Origin of the sequence: Serratia quinivorans, from assembly GCF_052113645.1 — a bacterium.
Taxonomy (GTDB): domain Bacteria; phylum Pseudomonadota; class Gammaproteobacteria; order Enterobacterales; family Enterobacteriaceae; genus Serratia; species Serratia quinivorans_B.
In genome coordinates, this window is sequence record NZ_JBIEIU010000010.1 from 1 (window position 1) to 21,930 (window position 21,930).

A 21,930-nucleotide genomic window follows, 5' to 3' on the forward strand; every position below is an offset into this window, starting at 1 on the left:
GAGGGACTTGAACCCTCACGTCCGTAAGAACACTAACACCTGAAGCTAGCGCGTCTACCAATTCCGCCACCTTCGCATTGATGCTGTGCAATATAAATCATGTGGTTATTTGGTGCGAAGAGAGGGACTTGAACCCTCACGTCCGTAAGGACACTAACACCTGAAGCTAGCGCGTCTACCAATTCCGCCACCTTCGCATTCCAAGAAACATTACCGGAGTAACGTTACCACGGAGGCGAATTCTAGAGATTTTGGCGGGTACGTCAATAGTTATTTCCCCTGTTTGCGGGCGTTTGCTGGAAAAACGTCCGTTTTGGGCCGTTGGTACTGTTCAAACAGCCAAATCAGCCAGTCAATCAATACTCTGACCCGTGGCGCAAGGAAACGGCCGGGGGGATACATGACGTAAATGGGCATCGGCGGCGGCGGGGTGTCCGCCAATACTTCGACCAGTTCCCCTGTCTGCAGCCAGGGGGCCAGCGAGTAATGCGCCGCCTGTATCAACCCCATGCCGGCGCGGCAACCGCTGGTGTAGGCATCCGCCCCGCTGACGCTCAGTTTGGCGGGCAATTCGCGCAATTCCACCTGGCCGTTACGACAAAACTCCAGCGGATAATCCCGGTTGCTGGTGAGGGAAAAGTAGCCCACCGCCTGATGTTGCTGCAATTGGTCAATCGACTGCGGTACGCCGAACTCCGCCAGGTAGCCGGGAGAGGCGCAGGTCAGCTGCGGCAACATGGCAATGCGGCGCGCCACCAGGCTGTCATCTTCGGTTTCCCAGGCGCGCAGCACGCAATCCACGCCCTCACGCAGCAAATCCACGTGGGTGTCGTTGGCACCCAACGCCAGGGTCAGATCCGGATAGCGCCGGTAAAAGTCATCCAGCGCCGGAATAACGATTTCGCGCGCCAGCGAATGGGGCATATCGATGCGCACCTTGCCGGAAGGCTGCAATTTATGGTGGCTGAACAGCGTGTCCGCTTCTTCCAGCGCACCCAGCAATTGTACGCAGCGCTGATAATAGAGCGTGCCTTCGCTGGTCACCTGCACCTGACGGGTGGTGCGCAGCAGCAGGCGCACACCGAGGCGCTGCTCCAGCCGTTTAAGGGCATTGCTGACCGTGGCGCGCGGCAACTGCAAGCGTTCCGCCGCCCGGCTGAAGCTACCCAGTTCGACGATGCGGGTAAAAATGCGCATGGCCTGGATCTGGTCCATCTTGCCGCTCCGTATTGTTAGTGTTTTATGAACAGTGATGAGCAATCTGCATTATTTATCTTTTTAGGCTAAACAACCAGACTCTGTTGCATCAGCACCTCCGCTGACAAAAACCGCAAGAGGGCAACACAATGCAACAACGCAAATTAGGTCCCAATGGCCCGCAGGTTTCCGCTCTGGGCTTGGGCTGCATGGGCATGAGTGATTTTTATTCGACCGATCACGATGAAAAAGAAGCCATCGCCACGCTGCACCGCGCGCTGGAGCTGGGCGTGACTCTGCTGGACACCGCCGACATGTACGGTCCGCACACCAACGAGCAACTGATCGGTAAAGCGATCAAGGGCAAGCGGCAGCAGGTCTTTCTGGCCACCAAGTTTGGCATTGTGCGCGATCCGGCCAACCCTGACGCGCGGGGCGTCAGCAGCCGGCCGGAGTATATCCGTCGCTCGGTGGAGGGTAGCCTGAAACGTCTGGGGGTCGAGGTGATTGATCTTTATTACCAGCATCGCGTGGATCCCGAAGTGCCGATCGAAGAGGTGGTCGGCACGATGGCGGACCTGATCAGCGAAGGTAAAATCCGTTATATCGGGTTGAGCGAGGCTTCGGTCGCCACGCTGGAACGAGCGCATAAAGTGCACCCAATCACCGCGCTGCAAACCGAGTATTCATTGTGGACGCGCGATGCCGAACAGGGCGTATTGGCGGCCTGCGAACGCCTGGGCATTGGGTTTGTTCCCTACAGCCCGCTGGGGCGTGGTTTTCTGACCGGGGCGATCCAACGGCCGGAAGATCTGGACGCTGATGACTTCCGCCGCAGCAATCCGCGCTTCCAGGGGGAAAACTTTGCCCGCAATCTGGCGCTGGTGGAGAAAGTGACGGAGTTGGCCAAACAGAAGGGCGTTGCGCCGTCGCAGCTGGCGTTGGCCTGGGTGTTGGCGCAGGGCGAGCACATTGTGCCGATCCCAGGCACCAAACGCCGTCGGTATCTGGAAGAGAACATCGCGGCGGCGGAGCTGACGCTGAGCGCTGTCGAACTGACGGCCATTGAGGAGGTGTTCCCTCAGCAGGCCGCGGCGGGCGCACGCTACGGTGCGGAGTCGATGACCTATATCAATGGCTAATAAAAAGGGCGCAGCGGGTGAACGCTGCGCCCTGATACCAGCGGATCGCCGTTATTTCTTTTTCTTGGTATCGCGTGGCGCACGGGCTACGGTCGCCTGATACACCTTGAAGCGGCCGTTCTGCGCCAGCACTTCATGGCTGCCGAAGGTGGCGTCCAGAATGTCCGGGTACGGCAGGAAGGCGTTGGCCACGATACGCAGGCGACCGCCGATTGGCAGGTGTTTTAACGCCCCGCGGATCAGGGTTTCTGCTGCGGTCAGGCTGGTTTGCAGGCCATCATGGAACGGCGGGTTGGAGATGATCAGGTCGAAACGGCCGGTAATGTCGGAATAGACGTTACTGACGATCACTTCGCCTTCAATGCCGTTGGCGGCAAGCGTAGCACGGCTGGATTCCACGGCGGCGGCGTTAACGTCGCTGAGGGTCAGCTTCATCTTCGGCGACAGTTTGGACAGTACGGAAGCCATTACGCCGGCACCACAGCCCACGTCCAGCACTTTGCCTTTCATGTGTTTTTCCAGGGTTGACAGCAGCAGTGAGCTGCCGACGTCCAGCCCGTCGCGGCTGAACACGCCCGGCAGGGTTTTCACTTCCAGATCGTGCAACTGATAGCTTTCCCACCAGTCTTCCAGGTTGAATTCGGTCTGCGTATCCAGACGGCCGTGATACAGGCCACAGCGGCGGGCGCTGTCGATTTTCACCAGCGTAGCGTAGTCTTCCACCATCTGGTCGGCGCTGCGCACGCCGCTGCGGTTTTCACCGACCACGAACACCTCTGCGCCGACCGGCAGCAGCGCCAGAATGTTGCACAGCTGGAATTGCGCTTCCTGCTTGCTCTTCGGCCAATAGTAGATCAGCGTATCGCACTCGGCGACGAACGCGGCGTCTACGGTCAGCCCGAACTGCACGTTTTCGCCCATCGCCCGGTTCAGTAACTGCCAGTGATGGTACTGCTGGGTATGGACACGCACATCCGCGGCCTCGAATTGGGCCGGCAGGGTGTCCTGCAGGTCACCGGCGAACAGAACGCGGCGTTCGATAAACTCATCACTGTGGCGCAGCATGACTTCACTGGCGGGGGTTAATGCAGACATCAGGTTTTGGCTCCTAGAAATTAGACCGGGGATTATAGAGCTTTGTGGCGATATGTTCGACGGGTTTGTTGGCGCAGGCCGCGCGGGTTTGTTAGCATAGCGCGGCGCATGGCAGGCATGGCGCACCACAACGGGTAGATCCTGACAGGAATCGGCATGGCATCAAAACGCGACTGGCTGTTACAACAACTGGGTATTACGCAGTGGACATTGCGCCGCCCGGGCGTGTTGCAGGGCGAAGTAGCGGTCAGCCTGCCGCCCGAAGTTCGTTTGCTGATCGTGGCGCAGGCACTGCCTGAGCATAACGATCCGCTGTTTTGCGACGTGCTGCGCAGCCTGGGGCTGACCCCGGCGCAAACCTACGGCCTGACGCCGGACCAGGTAGCGATGCTGCCTGAGGATACCGAATGCAACAGTTGGCGGTTGGGCGTGGCGGAGCCGCTTGCGGTGGCCGGCGCACAACTACACAGCCCGGCGCTGGCCGAGCTTTCTCTCGATGCGGGTGCCAAACGCGCACTCTGGCAGCAGATTTGTCATCATGAATCCTATTTCTACCCTGACCGCAGCCGATCTGGCCACGGCCTTCAAGATTGAGCAAGCCAGTCACGCCTTTCCCTGGACGCAAGCCACTTTCACCAGCAATCAGGGCGATCGTTACCTTAACCTGAAACTGGACGCCGACGGGCAGATGGCGGGTTTTGCCATCACCCAAATCGTGCTGGATGAAGCCACGTTGTTCAACATCGCCATTCACCCCGACTGGCAGCGTCGCGGTTTCGGCCGCCAGTTGCTGGAAGCCTTGATTGCGCAGTTGGAAACCCGCGGCGTGGTCACTTTGTGGCTGGAAGTGCGTGCCTCCAACCGCGCGGCTATCGCGCTGTACGAAGATCTCGGCTTTAATGAAGTCACCGTCCGCCGTAACTACTACCCGAGCGCCAATGGGCGTGAAGACGCGATAGTCATGGCGCTGCCGCTGGCCTGAATCCAAATAAAAACAGCTTATTTATTGTTTCCCGTTCTAATTACAACTAATAGGTTGTTTTTTGGCATGAAAACAGCAAATAAGTTGTTTCTTCCTGAACCAACAACTAATCTGTTGTTTATTGCGGTGATTACAATCAATAAGTTGTTTTGAGGTGGGGATGCGAAAATCATCAGAAATAGCCAGCTTTTTGAAAGAGAAACGCGCCGAGCTGGGCTGGAACCAAAAAGACTTTTTGATGAAAATCGGTATGACCCAGCAGCAATACCAGCGTATTGAATCCGGCAGCGATATGCGGGTGAGCACCCTGTTACGGATATTGGCGGCAATGGATTTGGAATACCTTATCGTGCCGAAAAACGATGTGCGAGAGGTGGAGCGCTTGCTGCAGAAAGACGTGGGCAAGGTTTCAGCAGCTGATAAATTGCAGAGCTTCGAAAAAAAACTGAAAGATCTCGAGGACTAGCTGATGGATGGACAACGGCAGGTTGAATCGGTACAGGCGCTGGCATTGATACTGCACGATGTCCGTATTGGCGTGTTGGCGCACTATAGCGGCGGCAAAAATATCCTGACCTTTGATCCACACTATCTGGCTTTAATGAAGAGTTCCCTTTGATGGCTTGGGCGGGAGCCATCAAAGGGGGCACCTGAGGCATGCGCGCTTGCTGCGAGTGAGATCCCCGCGTGGCGAGCTGGAAGCGGCGCAAATTGACGTCAGCCTGGATGCACAGAAATTTGCTCTGGCAGGCGTGCAGATGAAGTTTTCCTCATGGCGAGGGAGAAGCGTTGGTCAATGATTTCAATGCAGGCTTTTGAACGTTGGGCGGAGCGCGTCGGCATTCCCTGGCCGGCTATTCGGGTGCATTTATTGGATGCCATCGACAAGGCTCGCACCTTATGGCCCGATTTGTTGGAAAATTTACCTATGGTGGCAGAGCATAAAGCCGTATTACGGCAGCACTGGGCCTCGCTCTCATCCGACTTCCGTTTGTAGTGACCAACCCGGTTATTCCCCGCCGGGAAAAGCATTGATTGTCACCGGTTGACAAATCAGCGAAAATACCCGGCTATTATCTTTTATTTACCGCTTTGCCTGGTGCCGTGCGCGGCGCGTTCTGATGCTTTCGCAGGGCGGACTAACTGTAGAATCTGAAAAACATGTCTCCTAGTGAATTTGCCCGCGAAGTCTCGAAAAGAAGAACTTTCGCCATCATCTCGCACCCCGATGCCGGTAAAACCACCATTACCGAAAAGGTACTGCTGTTCGGACAGGCTATCCAGACCGCCGGTACGGTAAAAGGCCGTGGCTCAAACCAGCATGCCAAATCCGACTGGATGGAAATGGAAAAGCAACGTGGTATCTCGATCACGACCTCGGTGATGCAGTTCCCGTACCGCGAATGCCTGGTCAACCTGCTGGACACCCCGGGGCACGAAGACTTCTCCGAAGATACTTACCGTACGCTGACCGCCGTCGACTGCTGCCTGATGGTGATCGACGCTGCGAAAGGGGTTGAAGATCGTACCCGTAAGCTGATGGAAGTGACCCGTCTGCGTGATACGCCGATCCTGACCTTTATGAACAAATTGGACCGCGATATCCGTGATCCGATGGAAGTGATGGATGAAGTCGAGCGTGAGCTGAAAATCGCCTGTTCGCCTATCACCTGGCCTATCGGCTGCGGCAAGCTGTTTAAAGGGGTTTATCATCTGTACAAGGATGAAACCTACCTCTACCAGACCGGCAAAGGCCACACCATTCAGGAAGTGCGCATCGTCAAAGGGCTGGATAATCCGGAGCTGGACGCCGCCGTGGGCGAAGACCTGGCCGCGCAGCTGCGTGAAGAGCTGGAACTGGTGCAAGGCGCTTCTCACGAGTTCGATCATGAAGCTTTCCTGAGCGGTGATCTGACGCCGGTGTTCTTCGGTACCGCACTGGGTAACTTTGGCGTAGACCACATGCTCGACGGTCTGGTGGCCTGGGCCCCTGCGCCGATGCCGCGCAGCAGCAGCACCCGTGAAGTGGTGGCTGCGGAAGAGAAATTCAGCGGTTTCGTCTTCAAGATCCAGGCCAATATGGATCCAAAACACCGTGACCGCGTGGCCTTTATGCGTGTGGTTTCCGGCCGTTACGAAAAGGGCATGAAGCTGCGCCAGGTTCGTACCGGTAAAGACGTGGTGATCTCCGACGCGCTGACCTTTATGGCGGGTGACCGTTCGCACGTGGAAGAAGCCTATCCGGGCGATATCATCGGCCTGCACAACCATGGCACCATTCAGATCGGCGATACCTTCACTCAGGGTGAAGACATGAAGTTCACCGGTATTCCGAACTTCGCGCCGGAACTGTTCCGCCGCATTCGCCTGCGCGATCCGCTGAAGCAAAAACAGCTGCTGAAAGGCCTGGTGCAACTGTCCGAAGAAGGGGCGGTGCAGGTATTCCGTCCTATCGCCAGCAACGATTTGATCGTCGGCGCGGTCGGTGTGCTGCAGTTCGAAGTGGTGGTTGCGCGTCTGAAAAGCGAATACAACGTGGAAGCCTTGTACGAGTCGGTCAACGTCTCGACGGCCCGTTGGGTTGAATGCAGCGACGTGAAGAAGTTTGAAGAGTTCAAACGCAAGTGTGAGCTTAACCTGGCGTTGGACGGCGGCGACAATCTGTCTTACATCGCGCCAACCATGGTTAACCTGAATATCACTCAGGAACGCTATCCGGAAGTGGCGTTCCGCAAAACGCGCGAGCACTAACAGAACAGAAGGGCGCCTCAGGGCGCCCTTCTGATATCTCTCTCCCTGGCTGCTAATTAATAAATCTCCTTCATCAGTTCCCCTCTCTCCGTAGCCGCCTGCACTTGCCCGGCAATACCTGCTTTTTCTGTCATATGGTCTATATTTAACAGGGTATAACCTGACTACTAAGCGGAATTCACTGCATTTCGGTGTCACAGTAGCGAGTTGTTCGGTACTGTTGCCAATGAGAGACAGTGTGATGTTATAAATATCAATAACATAGCGATAACGTTGATTTAACGGCTTAGGATTGTCGTCAATAGGCGACAGTTTTTAGCTTGGATATCCATCAATTTTTGTTTTGTTATTGATTTTTAAGGGTTTTTTAAAATTGGCACAGCCGTTGCAGTAGTCCTGGTGTAGCAACAATCGTCTTAGCGTGAATGTTTGAACATATAGAAAGCGTGAAGTATTGACTGACTGAGTCGCGCTATGGCGACAGCAGGATCCGCAAATTATTTTGGATCCACAACCAAAGGAAGAGATCGATGAAAAATACTAAATTTGCACAATCACTGATGGCTGTTGTTTTGGGTTCCGTTCTGGTTAGTGGCAGCGCGCTGGCTGAAGATACGCTGCTCAATAAAGCGTCGAGTGCCGCTGATAGCGCGGGTGCCAAAATCGATAGCTCCATGAAAAAAGTTGACGGCTACATGGATGACAGTGCAACAACGGCTAAAGTTAAAAGTGCGCTAGTTGATGATAAAACCATCGCCAGCACCGATATCTCGGTGAAAACGGAAAAAGGTACCGTTACCCTGAGCGGTTTTGTCGGCAGCCAGGCGCAGGCCGAGCATGCGGTTGAAGTGGCCGGCAAGGTGGAAGGCGTCAAATCCGTCAGCGACAAGCTGCACGTGAAAGACGAAACCAAACAGTCCGTGAAGGCTTACGCCGGTGATACCGCGACCACCAGCGAGCTGAAAGCCAAACTGTTGGCTGATGACATCGTACCTTCGCGCAACGTGAAAGTGGAAACCACCGACGGTGTGGTGCAGCTTTCCGGTGAGGTGAAAACACAGGCGCAGTCTGAGCGTGCAGAAAGCATCGCCAAAGCGATCGACGGTGTACAAAGCGTCAAGAACGACCTGGTGGTTAAGCCATAACATCAGTTTAAGACCCGTAACAACAAGCACCAAATCCTGGGTTGGCCGCGAGGTTAACCCAGGATGCACCATCAAAAAAAGAAACTGACCTGCAACCTGGTAAAGTCCGAGAGGGGGCACAGGTTGCGATGCGTTTTTTCACTATATGGTAAGGAGAAGCTTATGTTTCGTTGGGGCATTATCTTTTTAGTCATCGCATTGATTGCTGCGGCGTTAGGTTTTGGGACGCTGGCGGGTACCGCCGCCTGGGCCGCGAAAATCGTCTTCGTCGTGGGGATCATTCTGTTCCTGGTTAGCCTGTTTACCGGCCGCCGACGCCCTTAGCTTTTCTCTCAAAGTGTAACAAAGCTTAATTCCTTTTCTCATTCCCAGGGAGGTCAGTCATGAACAGCGACATCATCCTCGGACGCTGGAAACAGTTGAAGGGCCGGGTGTGTCAGGCATTGGCGGAGTGGTCCGACAATGACTGCATCTGGCTGATGGGAAGCAATGACTGCCTCTCTGGCGTACTGCAAGAGGATTACGGAAGAGAGCAAGACGAGGTATCCTCGGGTAAAACGTCTCACTGAGGATGCAGGGTTGGGATACAGAATACCCATCACGCTCGGCAATATAGAACCGCTGGCGTATAAACCTTACCGGCCCGGTAAAATGGCGTTGGTATGTGAAGGGGGCGGGCAGCGCGGCATTTTCACCGCCGGCGTGCTGGACGAGTTTCAGCGTGCCCGTTTTAACCCTTTTGATCTGATGATCGGCACTTCTGCCGGCGCGCAGAATCTCTCGGCCTTTATTTGCGGTCAGATGGGCTACGCGCGGCGCGTGATCACCCGCTACACCACCTCCGCCGAATTCTTTAACCCGCTGCGCTTTGTGCGCGGCGGGCATTTGATCGATCTCGATTGGCTGGTCGACACCACTTCACAGCAGCTGCCGTTGGCGATGGACGTGGCGGAAAAGCACCTGATCGATGGCCGTGAATTCCTGATGTGCGCCTGTCGCAGCGATGATTTCGAACCCACTTATCTGCCGGCGCAGCGTGCCAGTTGGTTGCCGGCCATCAAGGCATCCAGCGCCATCCCCGGCTTTTACCGCATGGGCGTGGAGTTGGATGGCGTCAGCTATCAGGACGGGGGTATCAGCGATGCGATCCCGGTCGAAGAGGCTTATCGACGCGGCGCGGACACCATTGTGGTGATCCGTACCGTGCCGTCGCAGATGTACTACACCCCGCAGTGGATGAAGCGTATGGAGCACTGGCTGAGCGAAAGCAGCCTGCAGCAAATGGTGCGTATTCTGCAGCACCACGAGCAAAGCTATCACCGCATTCAGCAGTTCATTGAGAAGCCCCCCGGCAAACTGCGCATCTTTGAGATTTTCCCGCCGAAGCCACTGGCCAGCAATGCCCTGGGCAGCCGACTGACGTCGCTCAATCAGGATTACCATTTGGGACGCCGCTGCGGACGTTACTTCCTGGCGACCGTCGGTCACTGGCTGGTCCAGCAGGACAAGCTGGACGGCATGAAGGTGAAAAAAGCGCTGTCGCGCCGCTTGATCCAACCGGAGAACGTCATTATGCCTTCGCCGATCATCACCGACGTGGCTCACCCGCACGATCTGGCAACGGCGCCGGAAGCCAATCGGGCCGCGAGGGACATTATTCTGCCGGGCGATGTGCCACCGGGTGAAGGCGGCCTGCTGTGAACCACGATTTCACCGATACCCATTGTCATTTCGACTTTCCGCCGTTCAGCGGCCAGGAGCGCGAAAGCCTGGCGTTGGCCGAGCAGGCGGGGGTGCGGCGGATTATCGTGCCGACGGTGACGGCCGATCGTTTTGCGCGGGTGCTGAAGTTGGCGCGCGATTACCCGCCGCTGTTTGCCGCTCTGGGGTTGCATCCGCTGTATATTGAGCAGCACCAGGAGGCGGAGCTAGAGCAGTTGGCGACCTTGCTGGCCGGCCGGCCGCCGAAGCTGGTGGCGGTGGGGGAGATTGGCCTGGATCTGTATAGGGAAAACCCGCAGTTCGAACGGCAACAGCGGGTATTGAAGGCCCAGTTGAAACTGGCCAAAGAATACGACCTGCCGGTGATCCTGCATTCTCGCCGCAGCCACGATCAACTTGCGGCCATGCTGCGCCGCGCCGACGTGCCGCGCGGTGGTGTGGTGCACGGTTTTGCCGGCAGCCTGTCGCAGGCTCAGGCGTTTATCCGTCTGGGGTATTATATCGGCGTGGGGGGCACCATCAGCTATGAGCGGGCGCAGAAAACCCGTAGCGTGATGGCCCAACTGCCGCTGACTTCTTTGCTGTTGGAGACCGACGCACCGGACATGCCGCTGGCCGGTTACCAGGGGCAACCCAATCGCCCCGAGCGCGCCGTTGAGGTGTTTCAGACGCTGTGCCAACTGCGCTCTGAATCCCCGGATGATATTGCCGCCCAGCTGCAACACAACGCTCACGCCTTGTTTGCCCTTTGAGCGTCAAATTGGCTTTAAATGTGATTTCTGTCACGTTATAAGATTTTCATTTGCTTCCTGTTGTATACATTTGTGACATAAATCGGTGCGGGGGCTACCTCGCTCCGTATAATCGCACCCCGAAATCACTCTAAAGCACCCCTAGTGGCACCATCTGGCAGGGATGCATTTCTTTTTTCGCAACAGGGATACTTTGCATGCAACTCATCATGAGCCTGGTCGGCATGGCGGCGCTGATCGCCATTGCCGTGCTGCTCTCCAGTAACCGCCGGGCGATTAATTTCCGTACCGTTGGCTGGGCGTTTGTTCTTCAGGTCGCCATTGGCGCGCTGGTGCTGTATGTCCCGCTGGGGCGTTCCATTCTCGGCGGCATGTCGGCCGGTGTCGCTAACGTGATTGCCTACGGCAATCAGGGGATCTCATTTATCTTCGGCGGGCTGGTGTCCGACAAGATGTTTGAAGTCTTTGGCGGCGGCGGTTTCGTTTTTGCGCTGCGCGTACTGCCGGTGATCGTGTTCTTCTCCTCGCTGATTGCGGTGCTGTATTACCTCGGCATCATGCAACTGGTGATCCGCGTGTTGGGCGGCGGTTTGCAAAAACTGTTGGGCACCTCGCGTACCGAGTCGCTGTCGGCCACGGCCAATATTTTTGTTGGCCAGACCGAGGCCCCGCTGGTGGTGCGTCCGTATATCGCCACCATGACCCAGTCTGAACTCTTTACCGTAATGTGTGGTGGCCTGGCCTCGGTGGCCGGTTCGGTGTTGGCGGGGTATGCCCAGATGGGGGTGCCGCTGGAATACCTGATTGCCGCTTCGTTCATGGCCGCGCCGGGGGGCTTGCTGTTCGCCAAGCTGATGGTGCCGGAAACCGAAAAAACCCACGATAAAGACGATGCGATGAAGCTGATCGCCGAAGAAGATCGCCCGGCCAACGTGATCGATGCGGCGGCTTCCGGTGCGGCTTCCGGTATGCAGTTGGCGCTGAACGTCGGCGCCATGTTGCTGGCGTTCATCGCTTTGATCGCTTTGCTGAACGGTATCCTCGGCGGTATCGGCGGTTGGTTCGACTATCCGCAGCTGTCGCTGGAACTGATACTCGGTTGGGTGTTCTCGCCGATCGCTTTCCTGATCGGCGTACCTTGGCATGAAGCGATGACTGCCGGTTCGTTTATCGGCCAGAAGATTATCGTTAATGAGTTTGTCGCCTACATGAACTTCGGCGCTTATCTGCGTCCGGACGAGGTGGTCGCGGCAGACGGGCTGCAGGTGCTGTCGGCACATACCAAAGCGATCATCTCCTTTGCGCTGTGCGGCTTTGCCAACCTGTCGTCGGTGGCGATCCTGCTCGGCGGGCTGGGCAGCATGGCACCGAACCGTCGTCACGACATCGCCCGTTTCGGCCTGAAAGCCGTGGCTGCGGGTACGCTCTCCAACCTGATGAGCGCGACTATCGCCGGGTTCTTCCTGGCGCTGTAATTCAGGCCCGGTCCTGTGATGGCGCCGCAGGCTCTATTGCAGGACACCGCCTATACTCTAAGGCGGGCACAGGGTGCCGTGCCCGTTGCTCGCATCCGTTTCTTTAGCGAATTTGTGAACGATATCGCGTTATTTTGTGATGTTCTTCACATATAATTCCGGTCTGTTACAGTGCTATTTCATATAGTGTGACCCCGAACGCGAATTGCCCCCGGCGATCGTGTTCAAATAGCTATTATTGACCCTGCGCGGTGCGAAGGGTCATGTGCGGTGAGAAGGATCTCAGTTGCCGCGGTGGGAACCCGTTCCCCCAGCGCTATCTTCAAGGAACCAAGTCCGCTCGCCAACATCCAGGTTCTCAGTTGGAGAGTTTTATGACCGAATTAACCGCAGCAGCGCAACGTGCGCTGACCTTAATGGATTTAACCACGCTGAACGACGATGACACCGACGAGAAAGTGATCGCGTTGTGTCGTCAGGCGAACAGCCCGGCCGGCCATACGGCGGCCATCTGCATTTACCCGCGCTTTATCCCGGTGGCGCGCAAGGCTCTGCGTGAGCAGGGAACGCCGGACATCCGCATTGCGACCGTCACCAATTTCCCGCATGGCAACGACGATATCGAAATCGCGCTGGCTGAGACGCGCGCGGCTATCGCCTATGGTGCCGATGAAGTGGACGTGGTGTTCCCTTACCGCGCGCTGATCGCCGGTAACGAGCACGTCGGTTTCGAGCTGGTTAAACAGTGCAAGCAGGCTTGCCAGGCCGCCAAGGTGCTGTTGAAAGTGATCATTGAAACCGGTGAACTCAAGCAAGCCAGCCTGATCCGCAAAGCCTCGGAAATCGCCATCAACGCCGGCGCTGACTTTATCAAAACCTCTACCGGTAAAGTGCCGGTCAACGCGACGCTGGAAAGCGCCGAACTGATGATGTCGACGATCCGCGATCTGGGCGTTGCCAAAACTGTGGGCTTCAAGCCGGCCGGTGGCGTACGCACTGCCGAAGACGCGCTGCATTATCTGCAACTTGCCGATCGTATTCTGGGTGAAGGCTGGGCCGATGCGCGTCATTTCCGCTTCGGGGCTTCCAGCCTGTTAGCCAGCCTGCTCACGACGCTGGGCCACAGTGCCGAGACGTCCGGCAGCGGTTACTGATCGATTACGTCGGCAAGGCGCGATGGGCGCCGGCCTGCATCTACATTCGCTAAAACAGGGGGATGCCTTGTTCCTGGCCCAAGAAATTATCCGTAAAAAACGTGACGGTCAGCCGTTGAGCGAAGCGGAAATCCGCTTTTTCATCAATGGTATTCGTGACAACGTCGTCTCGGAAGGTCAAATCGCCGCACTGGCGATGACCATTTATTTCCACGATATGACCATGCCGGAGCGCGTGGCGCTGACCATGGCAATGCGTGATTCCGGTACCGTGCTGGACTGGAAAAGCCTGTCTCTGAACGGACCGCTGGTCGACAAGCATTCCACCGGCGGCGTGGGCGATGTCACTTCGCTGATGCTCGGCCCGATGGTAGCGGCGTGCGGCGGCTATGTACCGATGATCTCCGGCCGTGGTTTGGGCCATACCGGCGGTACGCTGGACAAGCTGGAAGCCATCCCGGGCTTTAATATTTTCCCGGACGACAATGCCTTCCGCAAGATTATTCAGGATGTGGGCGTGGCGATTATCGGCCAAACCAGCTCGCTGGCACCGGCGGACAAACGCTTCTATGCGACCCGTGATATCACCGCGACCGTGGATTCGATTCCGCTGATCACCGCCTCTATTTTGGCGAAGAAGCTGGCGGAAGGCCTGGATGCGTTGGTGATGGATGTTAAGGTCGGTTCCGGTGCCTTTATGCCGACTTACGCTCTGTCGGCCGATTTGGCGCAGGCGATTGTTGGCGTGGCCAACGGTGCCGGCTGCAAAACCACCGCGTTGCTGACCGACATGAACCAGGTGCTGGCTTCCAGCGCCGGTAATGCGGTGGAAGTTCGCGAAGCGGTGCGCTTCCTGACCGGTGAATACCGCAATCCGCGCCTGCTGGAAGTGACGATGGCGCTGTGCGTGGAAATGCTGCTTTCCGGCGGGCTGGCGAAAGATGACGCCGATGCGCGTGCCAAACTGCAGGCGGTGCTGGACAATGGTAAAGCGGCGGAAGTGTTTGGCCGCATGGTGGCCGCGCAACAGGGCCCGACCGATTTCGTCGAGCGCTACGACAGCTATCTGCCGGCCGCGACCCTGAGCAAGCCGGTTTACGCCGAGAAAACAGGTATCATCAGTGCGATGGATACCCGTGCGCTGGGCATGGCGGTGGTGTCCCTGGGCGGCGGCCGTCGCCGTGCGACCGACAGCATCGACTACAGCGTGGGCCTGACCGGCATGGCGCGTCTGGGCGACAAAGTGGATACCCAGCAGCCGCTGGCGGTGATCCACGCCAATGACGAAGAGAGCTGGCAGCAGGCGGCCGAAGCGGTACGCAGTGCGATGGTGCTGAGCGATAAAGCGCCGGAAATGACGCCAGTGGTCTATAAGCGCATCACGGAAGAGTGATCCCCGCCGTCTTTCAAGCCGTAGCGTTGTTGGCTGCGCACACGTACCCCAGTTACTTACTTGAGTAAGCGCCTGGGGATACGCGCACTGGCCGCCTAGCTACAACTTGAAATCCATAGGGTATAAATTTAGCGAATTAAAGACGATTGCAGTTTTGCAGTCGTAATAGCGTGAAAGCGCGTAGGAGATAAGCATGAAACGTACATTCATTATGGTATTAGACTCATTCGGTATTGGCGCGAGCGAAGATGCCGAGCGTTTTGGCGACAAGGGTTCCGATACTCTGGGTCACATTGCCGAGGTTTGCGCGCGTGGCGAAGCCAACGTTGGCCGTCAGGGCCCGTTAACGCTGCCTAACCTGAGCCGTCTGGGCCTGGGCAAGGCCGCGGAAGAATCCACCGGCACCTTCCCGCAAGGGCTGGATCGCAATGCGGACATCATCGGCGCTTATGCTTACGCCAGCGAACTCTCTTCCGGTAAAGATACGCCGTCAGGCCACTGGGAAATCGCCGGCGTGCCGGTGCTGTTCGATTGGGGCTATTTCAGCGACGAACACAACAGCTTCCCGCAGGAGCTGCTGGACAAACTGGTCGAGCGCGCCAATCTGCCGGGTTACCTCGGCAACTGCCACTCCTCCGGCACGGTGATCCTCGACCAACTGGGCGAAGAGCACATGAAAACCGGCAAGCCGATTTTCTACACTTCTGCCGACTCGGTATTCCAGATCGCCTGTCATGAAGAGACCTTCGGCCTGGATCGCCTGTATGAACTTTGTGAAATCGCCCGTGAAGAGCTGACCGAAGGCGGTTACAACATCGGCCGCGTGATCGCGCGTCCTTTCCTGGGCGACAAGCCGGGCAACTTCCAGCGTACCGGTAACCGTCACGATCTGGCCGTAGAGCCACCGGCGCCAACCGTGCTGAAAAAGCTGGTGGACGAGAAGGGCGGCGAAGTGGTGTCGATCGGTAAAATTGCCGATATCTACGCCAACGTGGGCATCACCAAAAAGGTCAAGGCTACCGGCATCGACGCGCTGTTCGACGCTACCCTGATCGAAATGGAAAAAGCCGGCGACAACACCATCGTGTTCACCAACTTCGTTGATTTTGACTCCTCTTACGGCCACCGCCGTGACGTGGCCGGCTATGCCGCCGCGCTGGAGCTGTTCGACCGCCGCCTGCCGGAGCTGCTGAAACTGGTGAAAGATGAAGACATCATTATCTTCACCGCCGACCACGGCTGCGACCCGACCTGGCCGGGCACCGACCACACCCGTGAGCACATTCCGGTCCTGGTTTACGGCCCGAAAGTGAAACCGGGTTCGCTGGGGCACCGCGAAACCTTCGCCGACATCGGCCAGACTGTCGCCAGCTACTTTGGCGTGTCACCGATGGATTACGGCAAATCCATGCTCTAAGACTTTGTTTGTGCCGGGCGGTTGCCCGGCGTATTTTTTATTCATGACGACGATTTGAAGGAAGATAATTATGGCTACGCCGCATATTAATGCTGAAATGGGTGATTTCGCTGACGTAGTACTGATGCCGGGCGATCCGCTGCGGGCAAAATACATCGCGGAAACTTTCCTGGAAGGCGCGGTGGAAGTGAACAACGTGCGTGGCATGCTGGGCTTCACCGGGACCTACAAGGGCCGCAGGATCTCCGTAATGGGCCACGGTATGGGTATCCCATCCTGCTCCATCTATGCGCGTGAACTGATTGCCGAATTCGGCGTGAAGAAAATCATCCGCGTAGGTTCTTGCGGCGCGGTGCGTGACGATATCAAACTGCGTGACGTGGTGATCGGTATGGGGGCTTGCACCGATTCCAAAGTGAACCGCCTGCGTTTCAAGGATCATGACTACGCGGCAATCGCCGACTTCGACATGGTGCGTAACGCCGTCGACGCGGCTGCCGCACAGGGTATCCCGGCGCGCGTGGGTAACATCTTCTCCGCCGATCTGTTCTATACGCCGGATCCGGATATGTTCCAGGTGATGAAGAAGTACGGCATCCTGGGTGTGGAAATGGAAGCTGCGGGCATCTACGGTGTGGCGGCTGAGCTGTTCGAAGAATTCGGTTCCAAGGCGCTGACCATTTGCACCGTTTCCGACCACATTCTGCGTCACGAAGCGACCACCGCTGCAGAGCGTCAAACCACCTTTAATGAAATGATCATTATCGCGCTGGAGTCTGTGCTGTTGGGCGACAAAGAGTAATCACGCTGTGGGCGCAGCGTTCTGCTGCGCCCCTGTCGAAGCTATTCACCAATCTATTCAATACTGCACAAAATAATCAGGATTTTCTTTTTAATTCAATCTGTTGGTTGGTTTTCTTTCTATTCATTTATCCATGCATGATCCTGCGGGCATCAGACCTTTTTCTCTGCTTCTTTTTCTTGCGGCTGTTCGTCATCGTCATCTTCCACCGTGTTGCCTTCCTCCAACGGCGTGTTGGCGGTCAACAGATACGGCGACTGTTGCCAGCGGCTGCGACGGTGTTGCAGTAATGTGCGTGCCAGGATAATGCCGATGGCCAGCGCCAGCAGGATCATCAGGCGCAGCAGGTTGGTGGTGTTATCCACCTGTTTGGATTCGGTCGCCAGTACGTGGGTGTCCAGCGTGATGCGGATAAAGCCGATCGGCCCGTCTTTGTTCTCAATGGGTTCAACCAGTTGATGATTGAAATAGCTGCCGGCGCGTTTGCCGTCAAGCGACAGGCGATCGCGTATACTTATCTGTTCGCCGGCGTGGGAAACCAACGATCCGTCCAGCTGATAGACGCTGGCGTCCAGAATGCGGCTGTGGTCGGTGAGCTGTTTGAGGATGGCCTCGACGCGTTGGTTGTCGACGTCGCTGTCGTCATCCATCAGGGGCGCCAGGCTGGACGCCACCTGTTTGGTCAGCGTTTGGGCCAGTTCTTCCACCTGTTCGGATCGCGCCAACTGGTGACTCAGGCTAAAATAGGACGCGCCCTGCATCAACAGTACCAGCAAAGCCAGGCAAATCAGGATAATAGCGGTGCGGTGCAGGCGAAATTTCAGTTTAGCGCGAGCCATGCAGGTTCCTTGGGCATCTTGGACACTTTATGTTGCCAGAAGCAATGGCGATAGGATAGCTTGATGCGTCGTTTTATCATGCAGTGTTTTTTCAGGAGTTAAGGATGTCGAATAGTCTGACCTATTGCGATCTCCCGGCTGAGATTTCTCAATGGCCGGGTCTTCCCCTTTCGCTGAGCGGTGACGAAGTGATGCCGCTGGATTATCGGGCGGGTCATACCGGTTGGCTATTATATGGCAGAGAACTGAACAAAACGCGCATTACCGATTTCCAGCGTAAGCTGGGCGCGGCGATGGTGATCGTCACCGCCTGGTGCGTAGAGGATTATCAGGTGGTTCGTTTGGCAGGGACTCTGACGGCGCGCGCCAAGACGCTGGCGGCGGAGAGTGGGCTGGATGTGGCACCGCTGGGCAAGATCCCCCATCTGCGTACCCCAGGCTTGCTGGTGATGGATATGGACTCCACCGCGATTGAAATTGAATGCATCGACGAGATCGCCAAACTGGCGGGCGTCGGTGAGCAGGTGTCGGAAGTGACCGAACGCGCGATGCGCGGCGAACTGGACTTTACCGCCAGCTTGCGTCAGCGCGTCGGCACGCTGAAAGGTGCCGATGCCAATATCCTCAAGCAGGTGCGCGACGAGCTGCCACTGATGTCCGGGCTGACCAACCTGGTGCGCAAGCTGCAGGCGATGGACTGGCATGTGGCGATAGCCTCGGGCGGTTTCACCTATTATGCCGAATACCTGCGCGATAGGCTGAAGCTGGTGGCGGTGGTCGCCAACGAGCTGGAGATCCGCGACGGCAAGCTGACCGGCGAGGTGCTGGGCCCGGTGGTGGACGCGCAGTTCAAAGCCGATACGCTGGTGGCACTGGCGGAAAAACTGGGCATTCCACCGCAGCAAACCGTGGCGATCGGCGACGGTGCCAACGATTTGAAAATGATGCAGGTTGCCGGGTTGGGCATTGCCTATCACGCCAAACCGAAAGTCTATGAGAAGGCGCAGGTGTCGATTCGCCATGCAGACCTGATGGGCGTGCTGTGCGTACTGACCGGCAGCCTGAAACACGAAGTTCGCTAAAGTAAGCCCCTGACCCGGCGATAATGCCCGTCAGCGGCAATGTGGTAATAAAGCAGAGGTAATACGTGGCAAAAGCAGCAAAACGGGCGTTTGTATGTAATGAGTGCGGCGCAGATTATCCGCGCTGGCAGGGGCAGTGCAGCGCTTGCCACGCCTGGAACAGCATTACAGAAGTGCGCCTGGCTGCGGTGTCTTCCTCTTCTCGCAATGAGCGCCTGAGCGGTTACGCCGGCGATGCCGGGATCAGCAAGGTGCAAAAGCTGTCGGACATCAGCCTGGAGGAACTGCCGCGCTTCTCCACCGGTTTCCTGGAGTTTGACCGCGTGCTGGGCGGCGGCGTGGTGCCGGGCAGTGCGATCCTGATCGGCGGTAACCCCGGTGCCGGTAAAAGTACCTTGCTGCTGCAGGTGCTGTGCAAACTGTCCGAACAGATGAAAACCCTGTACGTCACCGGTGAGGAGTCACTGCAGCAGGTCGCGATGCGCGCCCATCGCCTCGGCTTGCCGACCGGCGGCCTGAATATGCTGTCGGAAACCAGCATTGAACAGATCTGCCTGATCGCCGAGCAGGAACAGCCGAAGCTGATGGTGATCGACTCCATTCAGGTGATGCACATGGCGGATATTCAATCTTCGCCGGGCAGCGTAGCGCAGGTGCGTGAAACTGCCGCCTATTTGACGCGCTTTGCCAAGACGCGCGGCGTGGCGATTGTCATGGTCGGTCACGTCACCAAAGACGGTTCGCTGGCCGGACCGAAAGTATTGGAACACTGTATCGACTGTTCGGTACTGCTGGATGGCGACGCCGATTCGCGTTTTCGTACCCTGCGCAGCCATAAAAACCGCTTTGGTGCGGTGAATGAACTGGGCGTGTTCGCCATGACCGAGCAGGGCCTGCGTGAGGTCAGCAACCCGTCGGCCATCTTCCTCAGTCGTGGCGATGAGGTCACCTCCGGCAGTTCGGTGATGGTGGTTTGGGAAGGCACGCGGCCGTTGCTGGTGGAAATTCAGGCGCTGGTGGATCATTCGATGATGTCTAACCCGCGGCGGGTGGCGGTCGGCCTGGAACAAAACCGATTGGCGATCCTGCTGGCGGTACTGCACCGCCACGGCGGATTGCAGATGTCCGATCAGGACGTGTTCGTTAACGTGGTCGGCGGGGTGAAGGTCAGCGAGACCAGCGCCGATTTGGCGTTGCTGATGTCGCTGGTGTCCAGCCTGCGCGATCGCCCACTGCCGAACGATTTGGTGGTGTTTGGCGAAGTGGGGCTGGCGGGGGAGATCCGTCCGGTACCGAGCGGTCAGGAACGTATTTCCGAGGCGGCGAAACACGGCTTCAAGCGCGCCATTGTGCCGCACGCCAACGTACCGAAAAAACCACCGGCCAATATGCAGGTGTTCGGCGTGAAGAAGCTGGCGGACGCGCTGGACGTGCTGGAACAGTTTTATTAATTGCCACGGGGTACGCAGATTATGCTATTTTGTTTAGCATACTAAACCCTATGAATTTCAAGTTGCAGCTAGGCGCCCAGCTCGCTCATTCCCAGGCGCTTACTTAGGTAAGTAACTGGGATGAGCGACAAATCTGTCGGGAACCGATTTGAACGCTGCTTGCAGCGGCCCCAAAGGGGCAAGGCCCACGGATGGGCCTTGTAAGCAGGTAACAACGCTGCGGCTTGAAATACGACGGGTAAAAACGGAGGGGCTATGCGGCAATTCGACTACCTTAAGGCGTCGATTAAGCAGAAGAACTGCACTCTGCAGCAGGTGGCGGATGCCAGTGGCATGACCAAAGGCTATCTTAGCCAGCTGTTAAACGACAAAATCAAAAGCCCGAGCGCCCAGAAACTGGAAGCGCTGCACCGTTATCTGGGGCTGGAATTCCCGCGCCGCGAGAAAAAGGTCGGCGTGGTGTTTGGTAAATTTTACCCACTGCACACCGGCCATATTTACCTGATCCAGCGAGCCTGTAGCCAGGTGGATGAGTTGCACGTGATCCTGTGCCACGATGAGCCACGCGATCGGGAACTGTTTGAGAACAGCTCGATGTCGCAACAGCCGACGGTCAGCGATCGTCTGCGTTGGTTGCTGCAAACCTTCAAATACCAGAAAAACATTCATATTCATTCGTTTGACGAGCAGGGCATCGAACCCTATCCGCACGGCTGGAACGTGTGGAGCGACGGAATGAAAGCTTTTCTGGAACAGAAGGCGATAGTGCCGAGCTTTATCTATTCCAGCGAAGAGCAGGATGCCCCGCGTTACCGTGAACATCTGGCGATTGAAACCATTCTGATCGACCCCGAACGCTCATTCATGAATATCAGCGGCCGCCAGATCCGTCAGGATCCGTTCCGCTATTGGGATTATATTCCGACCGAAGTGAAGCCGTTCTTTGTCCGCACCGTGGCGATCCTCGGCGGTGAGTCGAGCGGTAAATCGACCCTGGTGAATAAGCTGGCGAACATCTTTAACACCACCAGCGCCTGGGAATATGGCCGCGACTATGTGTTCTCGCACCTCGGCGGGGATGAGATGGCGTTGCAGTATTCAGACTACGACAAAATCGCTCTGGGCCAGGCGCAATACGTTGACTTTGCGGTGAAATATGCCAACAAAGTGGCGTTCATCGATACCGACTTCGTCACCACGCAGGCGTTCTGCAAAAAGTACGAAGGGCGCGAACACCCCTTTGTGCAGGCGTTGATTGACGAGTACCGGTTTGATTTGGTGATCCTGCTGGAGAACAACACCCCCTGGGTGGCGGATGGCCTGCGCAGCCTCGGCAATCCCAACGATCGCAAGGCGTTCCAGTATTTGCTGGAAGAGATGCTGCGCGCCAACAACATCGAGTACGTACACGTAGAGTCCAGCGATTACGACGAGCGCTTCCTGCGCTGCGTCGAACTGGTCAAGCAGTTGCTTGCGGCCGACGCCAGCCGTTTGGTCGACGTCACTGCGTCGTAAACCATCGGGGCGCACG

At 56.9% G+C, this 21,930-nt stretch carries 23 protein-coding genes and 1 tRNA gene; 20 read left to right on the top strand and 4 right to left on the bottom strand.

Features of this window, described 5'->3' with window-relative positions; genetic code table 11:
* Nucleotides 1–110: 110 nt before the first annotated feature.
* Nucleotides 111–197 (bottom strand) — tRNA-Leu (locus ACGS9J_RS17875).
* Nucleotides 198–270: 73 nt separating this feature from the next.
* Entirely contained in the window at nt 271–1,215 is a 945-nt protein-coding gene (locus tag ACGS9J_RS17880; RefSeq protein ID WP_442232171.1) for a LysR family transcriptional regulator, read from the bottom strand.
* A gap of 131 nt (nt 1,216–1,346) precedes the next feature.
* Between ACGS9J_RS17880 and ACGS9J_RS17885 the strand changes: the two genes are divergently transcribed.
* On the top strand, nt 1,347–2,339 hold the full coding sequence (locus ACGS9J_RS17885) for an aldo/keto reductase (protein ID WP_442232172.1): 993 nt from the start codon (nt 1,347–1,349) through the stop codon (nt 2,337–2,339).
* A gap of 51 nt (nt 2,340–2,390) precedes the next feature.
* Here ACGS9J_RS17885 and rsmC read toward each other — a convergent pair whose 3' ends face one another.
* Nucleotides 2,391–3,434: a 16S rRNA (guanine(1207)-N(2))-methyltransferase RsmC gene (rsmC, locus tag ACGS9J_RS17890; protein WP_442232173.1), complete on the bottom strand. Its 1,044-nt coding sequence runs from the start codon at nt 3,432–3,434 to the stop codon at nt 2,391–2,393.
* 156 nt (nt 3,435–3,590) lie between these two features.
* Here rsmC and ACGS9J_RS17895 point away from each other — a divergent pair, with 156 nt between their 5' ends.
* The 16 genes from ACGS9J_RS17895 (at nt 3,591) to deoD (ending at nt 17,027) form a co-directional block, all read left to right on the top strand.
* A complete protein-coding gene (locus ACGS9J_RS17895) occupies nt 3,591–4,028 on the top strand; it encodes a DNA polymerase III subunit psi (RefSeq protein ID WP_442232174.1) in 438 nt (145 codons plus the stop codon).
* Nucleotides 3,973–4,416, top strand: coding sequence for a ribosomal protein S18-alanine N-acetyltransferase (gene rimI / locus ACGS9J_RS17900; RefSeq protein ID WP_442232175.1), 444 nt, complete (start codon nt 3,973–3,975; stop codon nt 4,414–4,416). Before ACGS9J_RS17895 ends, rimI begins: the two co-directional genes overlap by 56 nt.
* A gap of 160 nt (nt 4,417–4,576) precedes the next feature.
* Nucleotides 4,577–4,882 (top strand): helix-turn-helix domain-containing protein, encoded by a 306-nt coding sequence (locus ACGS9J_RS17905; protein ID WP_442232176.1) that lies wholly within the window; start codon nt 4,577–4,579, stop codon nt 4,880–4,882.
* Nucleotides 4,883–4,885: 3 nt separating this feature from the next.
* Nucleotides 4,886–5,035: a hypothetical protein gene (locus ACGS9J_RS17910; protein ID WP_442232177.1), complete on the top strand. Its 150-nt coding sequence runs from the start codon at nt 4,886–4,888 to the stop codon at nt 5,033–5,035.
* A gap of 177 nt (nt 5,036–5,212) precedes the next feature.
* Nucleotides 5,213–5,413: a hypothetical protein gene (locus ACGS9J_RS17915; RefSeq protein ID WP_442232178.1), complete on the top strand. Its 201-nt coding sequence runs from the start codon at nt 5,213–5,215 to the stop codon at nt 5,411–5,413.
* Nucleotides 5,414–5,577: 164 nt separating this feature from the next.
* Entirely contained in the window at nt 5,578–7,167 is a 1,590-nt protein-coding gene (prfC, locus tag ACGS9J_RS17920; RefSeq protein ID WP_442232179.1) for a peptide chain release factor 3, read from the top strand.
* 530 nt (nt 7,168–7,697) lie between these two features.
* Complete coding sequence (gene osmY / locus ACGS9J_RS17925; protein ID WP_442232180.1) at nt 7,698–8,312, top strand: molecular chaperone OsmY; 615 nt, start codon at nt 7,698–7,700, stop codon at nt 8,310–8,312.
* A gap of 162 nt (nt 8,313–8,474) precedes the next feature.
* On the top strand, nt 8,475–8,636 hold the full coding sequence (locus tag ACGS9J_RS17930; protein ID WP_004955572.1) for a DUF1328 domain-containing protein: 162 nt from the start codon (nt 8,475–8,477) through the stop codon (nt 8,634–8,636).
* 59 nt (nt 8,637–8,695) lie between these two features.
* On the top strand, nt 8,696–8,881 hold the full coding sequence (locus tag ACGS9J_RS17935; protein WP_037424142.1) for a CsbD family protein: 186 nt from the start codon (nt 8,696–8,698) through the stop codon (nt 8,879–8,881).
* Nucleotides 8,882–8,891: 10 nt separating this feature from the next.
* The gene (locus ACGS9J_RS17940; protein ID WP_442232181.1) at nt 8,892–10,013 is read left to right on the top strand and encodes a patatin-like phospholipase family protein; all 1,122 of its coding nucleotides are present in this window, start codon (nt 8,892–8,894) and stop codon (nt 10,011–10,013) included.
* The gene (locus ACGS9J_RS17945) at nt 10,010–10,786 is read left to right on the top strand and encodes a TatD family hydrolase (protein WP_442232182.1); all 777 of its coding nucleotides are present in this window, start codon (nt 10,010–10,012) and stop codon (nt 10,784–10,786) included. The genes ACGS9J_RS17940 and ACGS9J_RS17945 overlap by 4 nt, the downstream gene beginning before the upstream one ends.
* 209 nt (nt 10,787–10,995) lie before the next feature.
* A complete protein-coding gene (locus ACGS9J_RS17950) occupies nt 10,996–12,261 on the top strand; it encodes a NupC/NupG family nucleoside CNT transporter (RefSeq protein WP_442232346.1) in 1,266 nt (421 codons plus the stop codon).
* A 374-nt stretch (nt 12,262–12,635) separates the two neighbouring features.
* Nucleotides 12,636–13,415 (top strand): deoxyribose-phosphate aldolase, encoded by a 780-nt coding sequence (gene deoC, locus ACGS9J_RS17955; protein ID WP_442232183.1) that lies wholly within the window; start codon nt 12,636–12,638, stop codon nt 13,413–13,415.
* Nucleotides 13,416–13,482: 67 nt separating this feature from the next.
* Entirely contained in the window at nt 13,483–14,808 is a 1,326-nt protein-coding gene (deoA, locus tag ACGS9J_RS17960; protein ID WP_442232184.1) for a thymidine phosphorylase, read from the top strand.
* Nucleotides 14,809–15,001: 193 nt separating this feature from the next.
* Nucleotides 15,002–16,225 (top strand): phosphopentomutase, encoded by a 1,224-nt coding sequence (deoB, locus tag ACGS9J_RS17965; RefSeq protein WP_044554100.1) that lies wholly within the window; start codon nt 15,002–15,004, stop codon nt 16,223–16,225.
* Nucleotides 16,226–16,295: 70 nt separating this feature from the next.
* Entirely contained in the window at nt 16,296–17,027 is a 732-nt protein-coding gene (gene deoD, locus ACGS9J_RS17970) for a purine-nucleoside phosphorylase (protein WP_442232185.1), read from the top strand.
* Nucleotides 17,028–17,179: 152 nt separating this feature from the next.
* On the opposite strand, the gene ACGS9J_RS17975 is transcribed toward deoD, so the two are convergent.
* On the bottom strand, nt 17,180–17,866 hold the full coding sequence (locus tag ACGS9J_RS17975) for a YtjB family periplasmic protein (RefSeq protein ID WP_442232186.1): 687 nt from the start codon (nt 17,864–17,866) through the stop codon (nt 17,180–17,182).
* Nucleotides 17,867–17,970: 104 nt separating this feature from the next.
* Between ACGS9J_RS17975 and serB the strand changes: the two genes are divergently transcribed.
* The 3 genes from serB to nadR all read left to right on the top strand — a co-directional run bounded on the left by serB (nt 17,971) and on the right by nadR (nt 21,914).
* A complete protein-coding gene (gene serB / locus ACGS9J_RS17980; RefSeq protein WP_020825122.1) occupies nt 17,971–18,948 on the top strand; it encodes a phosphoserine phosphatase in 978 nt (325 codons plus the stop codon).
* Nucleotides 18,949–19,013: 65 nt separating this feature from the next.
* Nucleotides 19,014–20,399, top strand: a complete 1,386-nt coding sequence (radA, locus tag ACGS9J_RS17985) for a DNA repair protein RadA (protein WP_020825123.1) — start codon at nt 19,014–19,016, stop codon at nt 20,397–20,399.
* A 255-nt stretch (nt 20,400–20,654) separates the two neighbouring features.
* A complete protein-coding gene (gene nadR / locus ACGS9J_RS17990; protein ID WP_442232187.1) occupies nt 20,655–21,914 on the top strand; it encodes a multifunctional transcriptional regulator/nicotinamide-nucleotide adenylyltransferase/ribosylnicotinamide kinase NadR in 1,260 nt (419 codons plus the stop codon).
* Nucleotides 21,915–21,930: the final 16 nt, after the last annotated feature.

What these genes read in the sequence shown, in the direction of transcription:
- ACGS9J_RS17880 (WP_442232171.1), bottom strand. Translation starts at nt 1,215, where the DNA reads ATGGACCAGATCCAGGCCATGCGCATTTTTACCCGCATCGTCGAACTG.
- ACGS9J_RS17885 (WP_442232172.1), top strand. Translation starts at nt 1,347, where the DNA reads ATGCAACAACGCAAATTAGGTCCCAATGGCCCGCAGGTTTCCGCTCTG.
- rsmC (WP_442232173.1), bottom strand. Translation starts at nt 3,434, where the DNA reads ATGTCTGCATTAACCCCCGCCAGTGAAGTCATGCTGCGCCACAGTGAT.
- ACGS9J_RS17895 (WP_442232174.1), top strand. Translation starts at nt 3,591, where the DNA reads ATGGCATCAAAACGCGACTGGCTGTTACAACAACTGGGTATTACGCAG.
- rimI (WP_442232175.1), top strand. Translation starts at nt 3,973, where the DNA reads ATGAATCCTATTTCTACCCTGACCGCAGCCGATCTGGCCACGGCCTTC.
- ACGS9J_RS17905 (WP_442232176.1), top strand. Translation starts at nt 4,577, where the DNA reads ATGCGAAAATCATCAGAAATAGCCAGCTTTTTGAAAGAGAAACGCGCC.
- ACGS9J_RS17910 (WP_442232177.1), top strand. Translation starts at nt 4,886, where the DNA reads ATGGATGGACAACGGCAGGTTGAATCGGTACAGGCGCTGGCATTGATA.
- ACGS9J_RS17915 (WP_442232178.1), top strand. Translation starts at nt 5,213, where the DNA reads ATGATTTCAATGCAGGCTTTTGAACGTTGGGCGGAGCGCGTCGGCATT.
- prfC (WP_442232179.1), top strand. Translation starts at nt 5,578, where the DNA reads ATGTCTCCTAGTGAATTTGCCCGCGAAGTCTCGAAAAGAAGAACTTTC.
- osmY (WP_442232180.1), top strand. Translation starts at nt 7,698, where the DNA reads ATGAAAAATACTAAATTTGCACAATCACTGATGGCTGTTGTTTTGGGT.
- ACGS9J_RS17930 (WP_004955572.1), top strand. Translation starts at nt 8,475, where the DNA reads ATGTTTCGTTGGGGCATTATCTTTTTAGTCATCGCATTGATTGCTGCG.
- ACGS9J_RS17935 (WP_037424142.1), top strand. Translation starts at nt 8,696, where the DNA reads ATGAACAGCGACATCATCCTCGGACGCTGGAAACAGTTGAAGGGCCGG.
- ACGS9J_RS17950 (WP_442232346.1), top strand. Translation starts at nt 10,996, where the DNA reads ATGAGCCTGGTCGGCATGGCGGCGCTGATCGCCATTGCCGTGCTGCTC.
- deoC (WP_442232183.1), top strand. Translation starts at nt 12,636, where the DNA reads ATGACCGAATTAACCGCAGCAGCGCAACGTGCGCTGACCTTAATGGAT.
- deoB (WP_044554100.1), top strand. Translation starts at nt 15,002, where the DNA reads ATGAAACGTACATTCATTATGGTATTAGACTCATTCGGTATTGGCGCG.
- deoD (WP_442232185.1), top strand. Translation starts at nt 16,296, where the DNA reads ATGGCTACGCCGCATATTAATGCTGAAATGGGTGATTTCGCTGACGTA.
- ACGS9J_RS17975 (WP_442232186.1), bottom strand. Translation starts at nt 17,866, where the DNA reads ATGGCTCGCGCTAAACTGAAATTTCGCCTGCACCGCACCGCTATTATC.
- serB (WP_020825122.1), top strand. Translation starts at nt 17,971, where the DNA reads ATGTCGAATAGTCTGACCTATTGCGATCTCCCGGCTGAGATTTCTCAA.
- nadR (WP_442232187.1), top strand. Translation starts at nt 20,655, where the DNA reads ATGCGGCAATTCGACTACCTTAAGGCGTCGATTAAGCAGAAGAACTGC.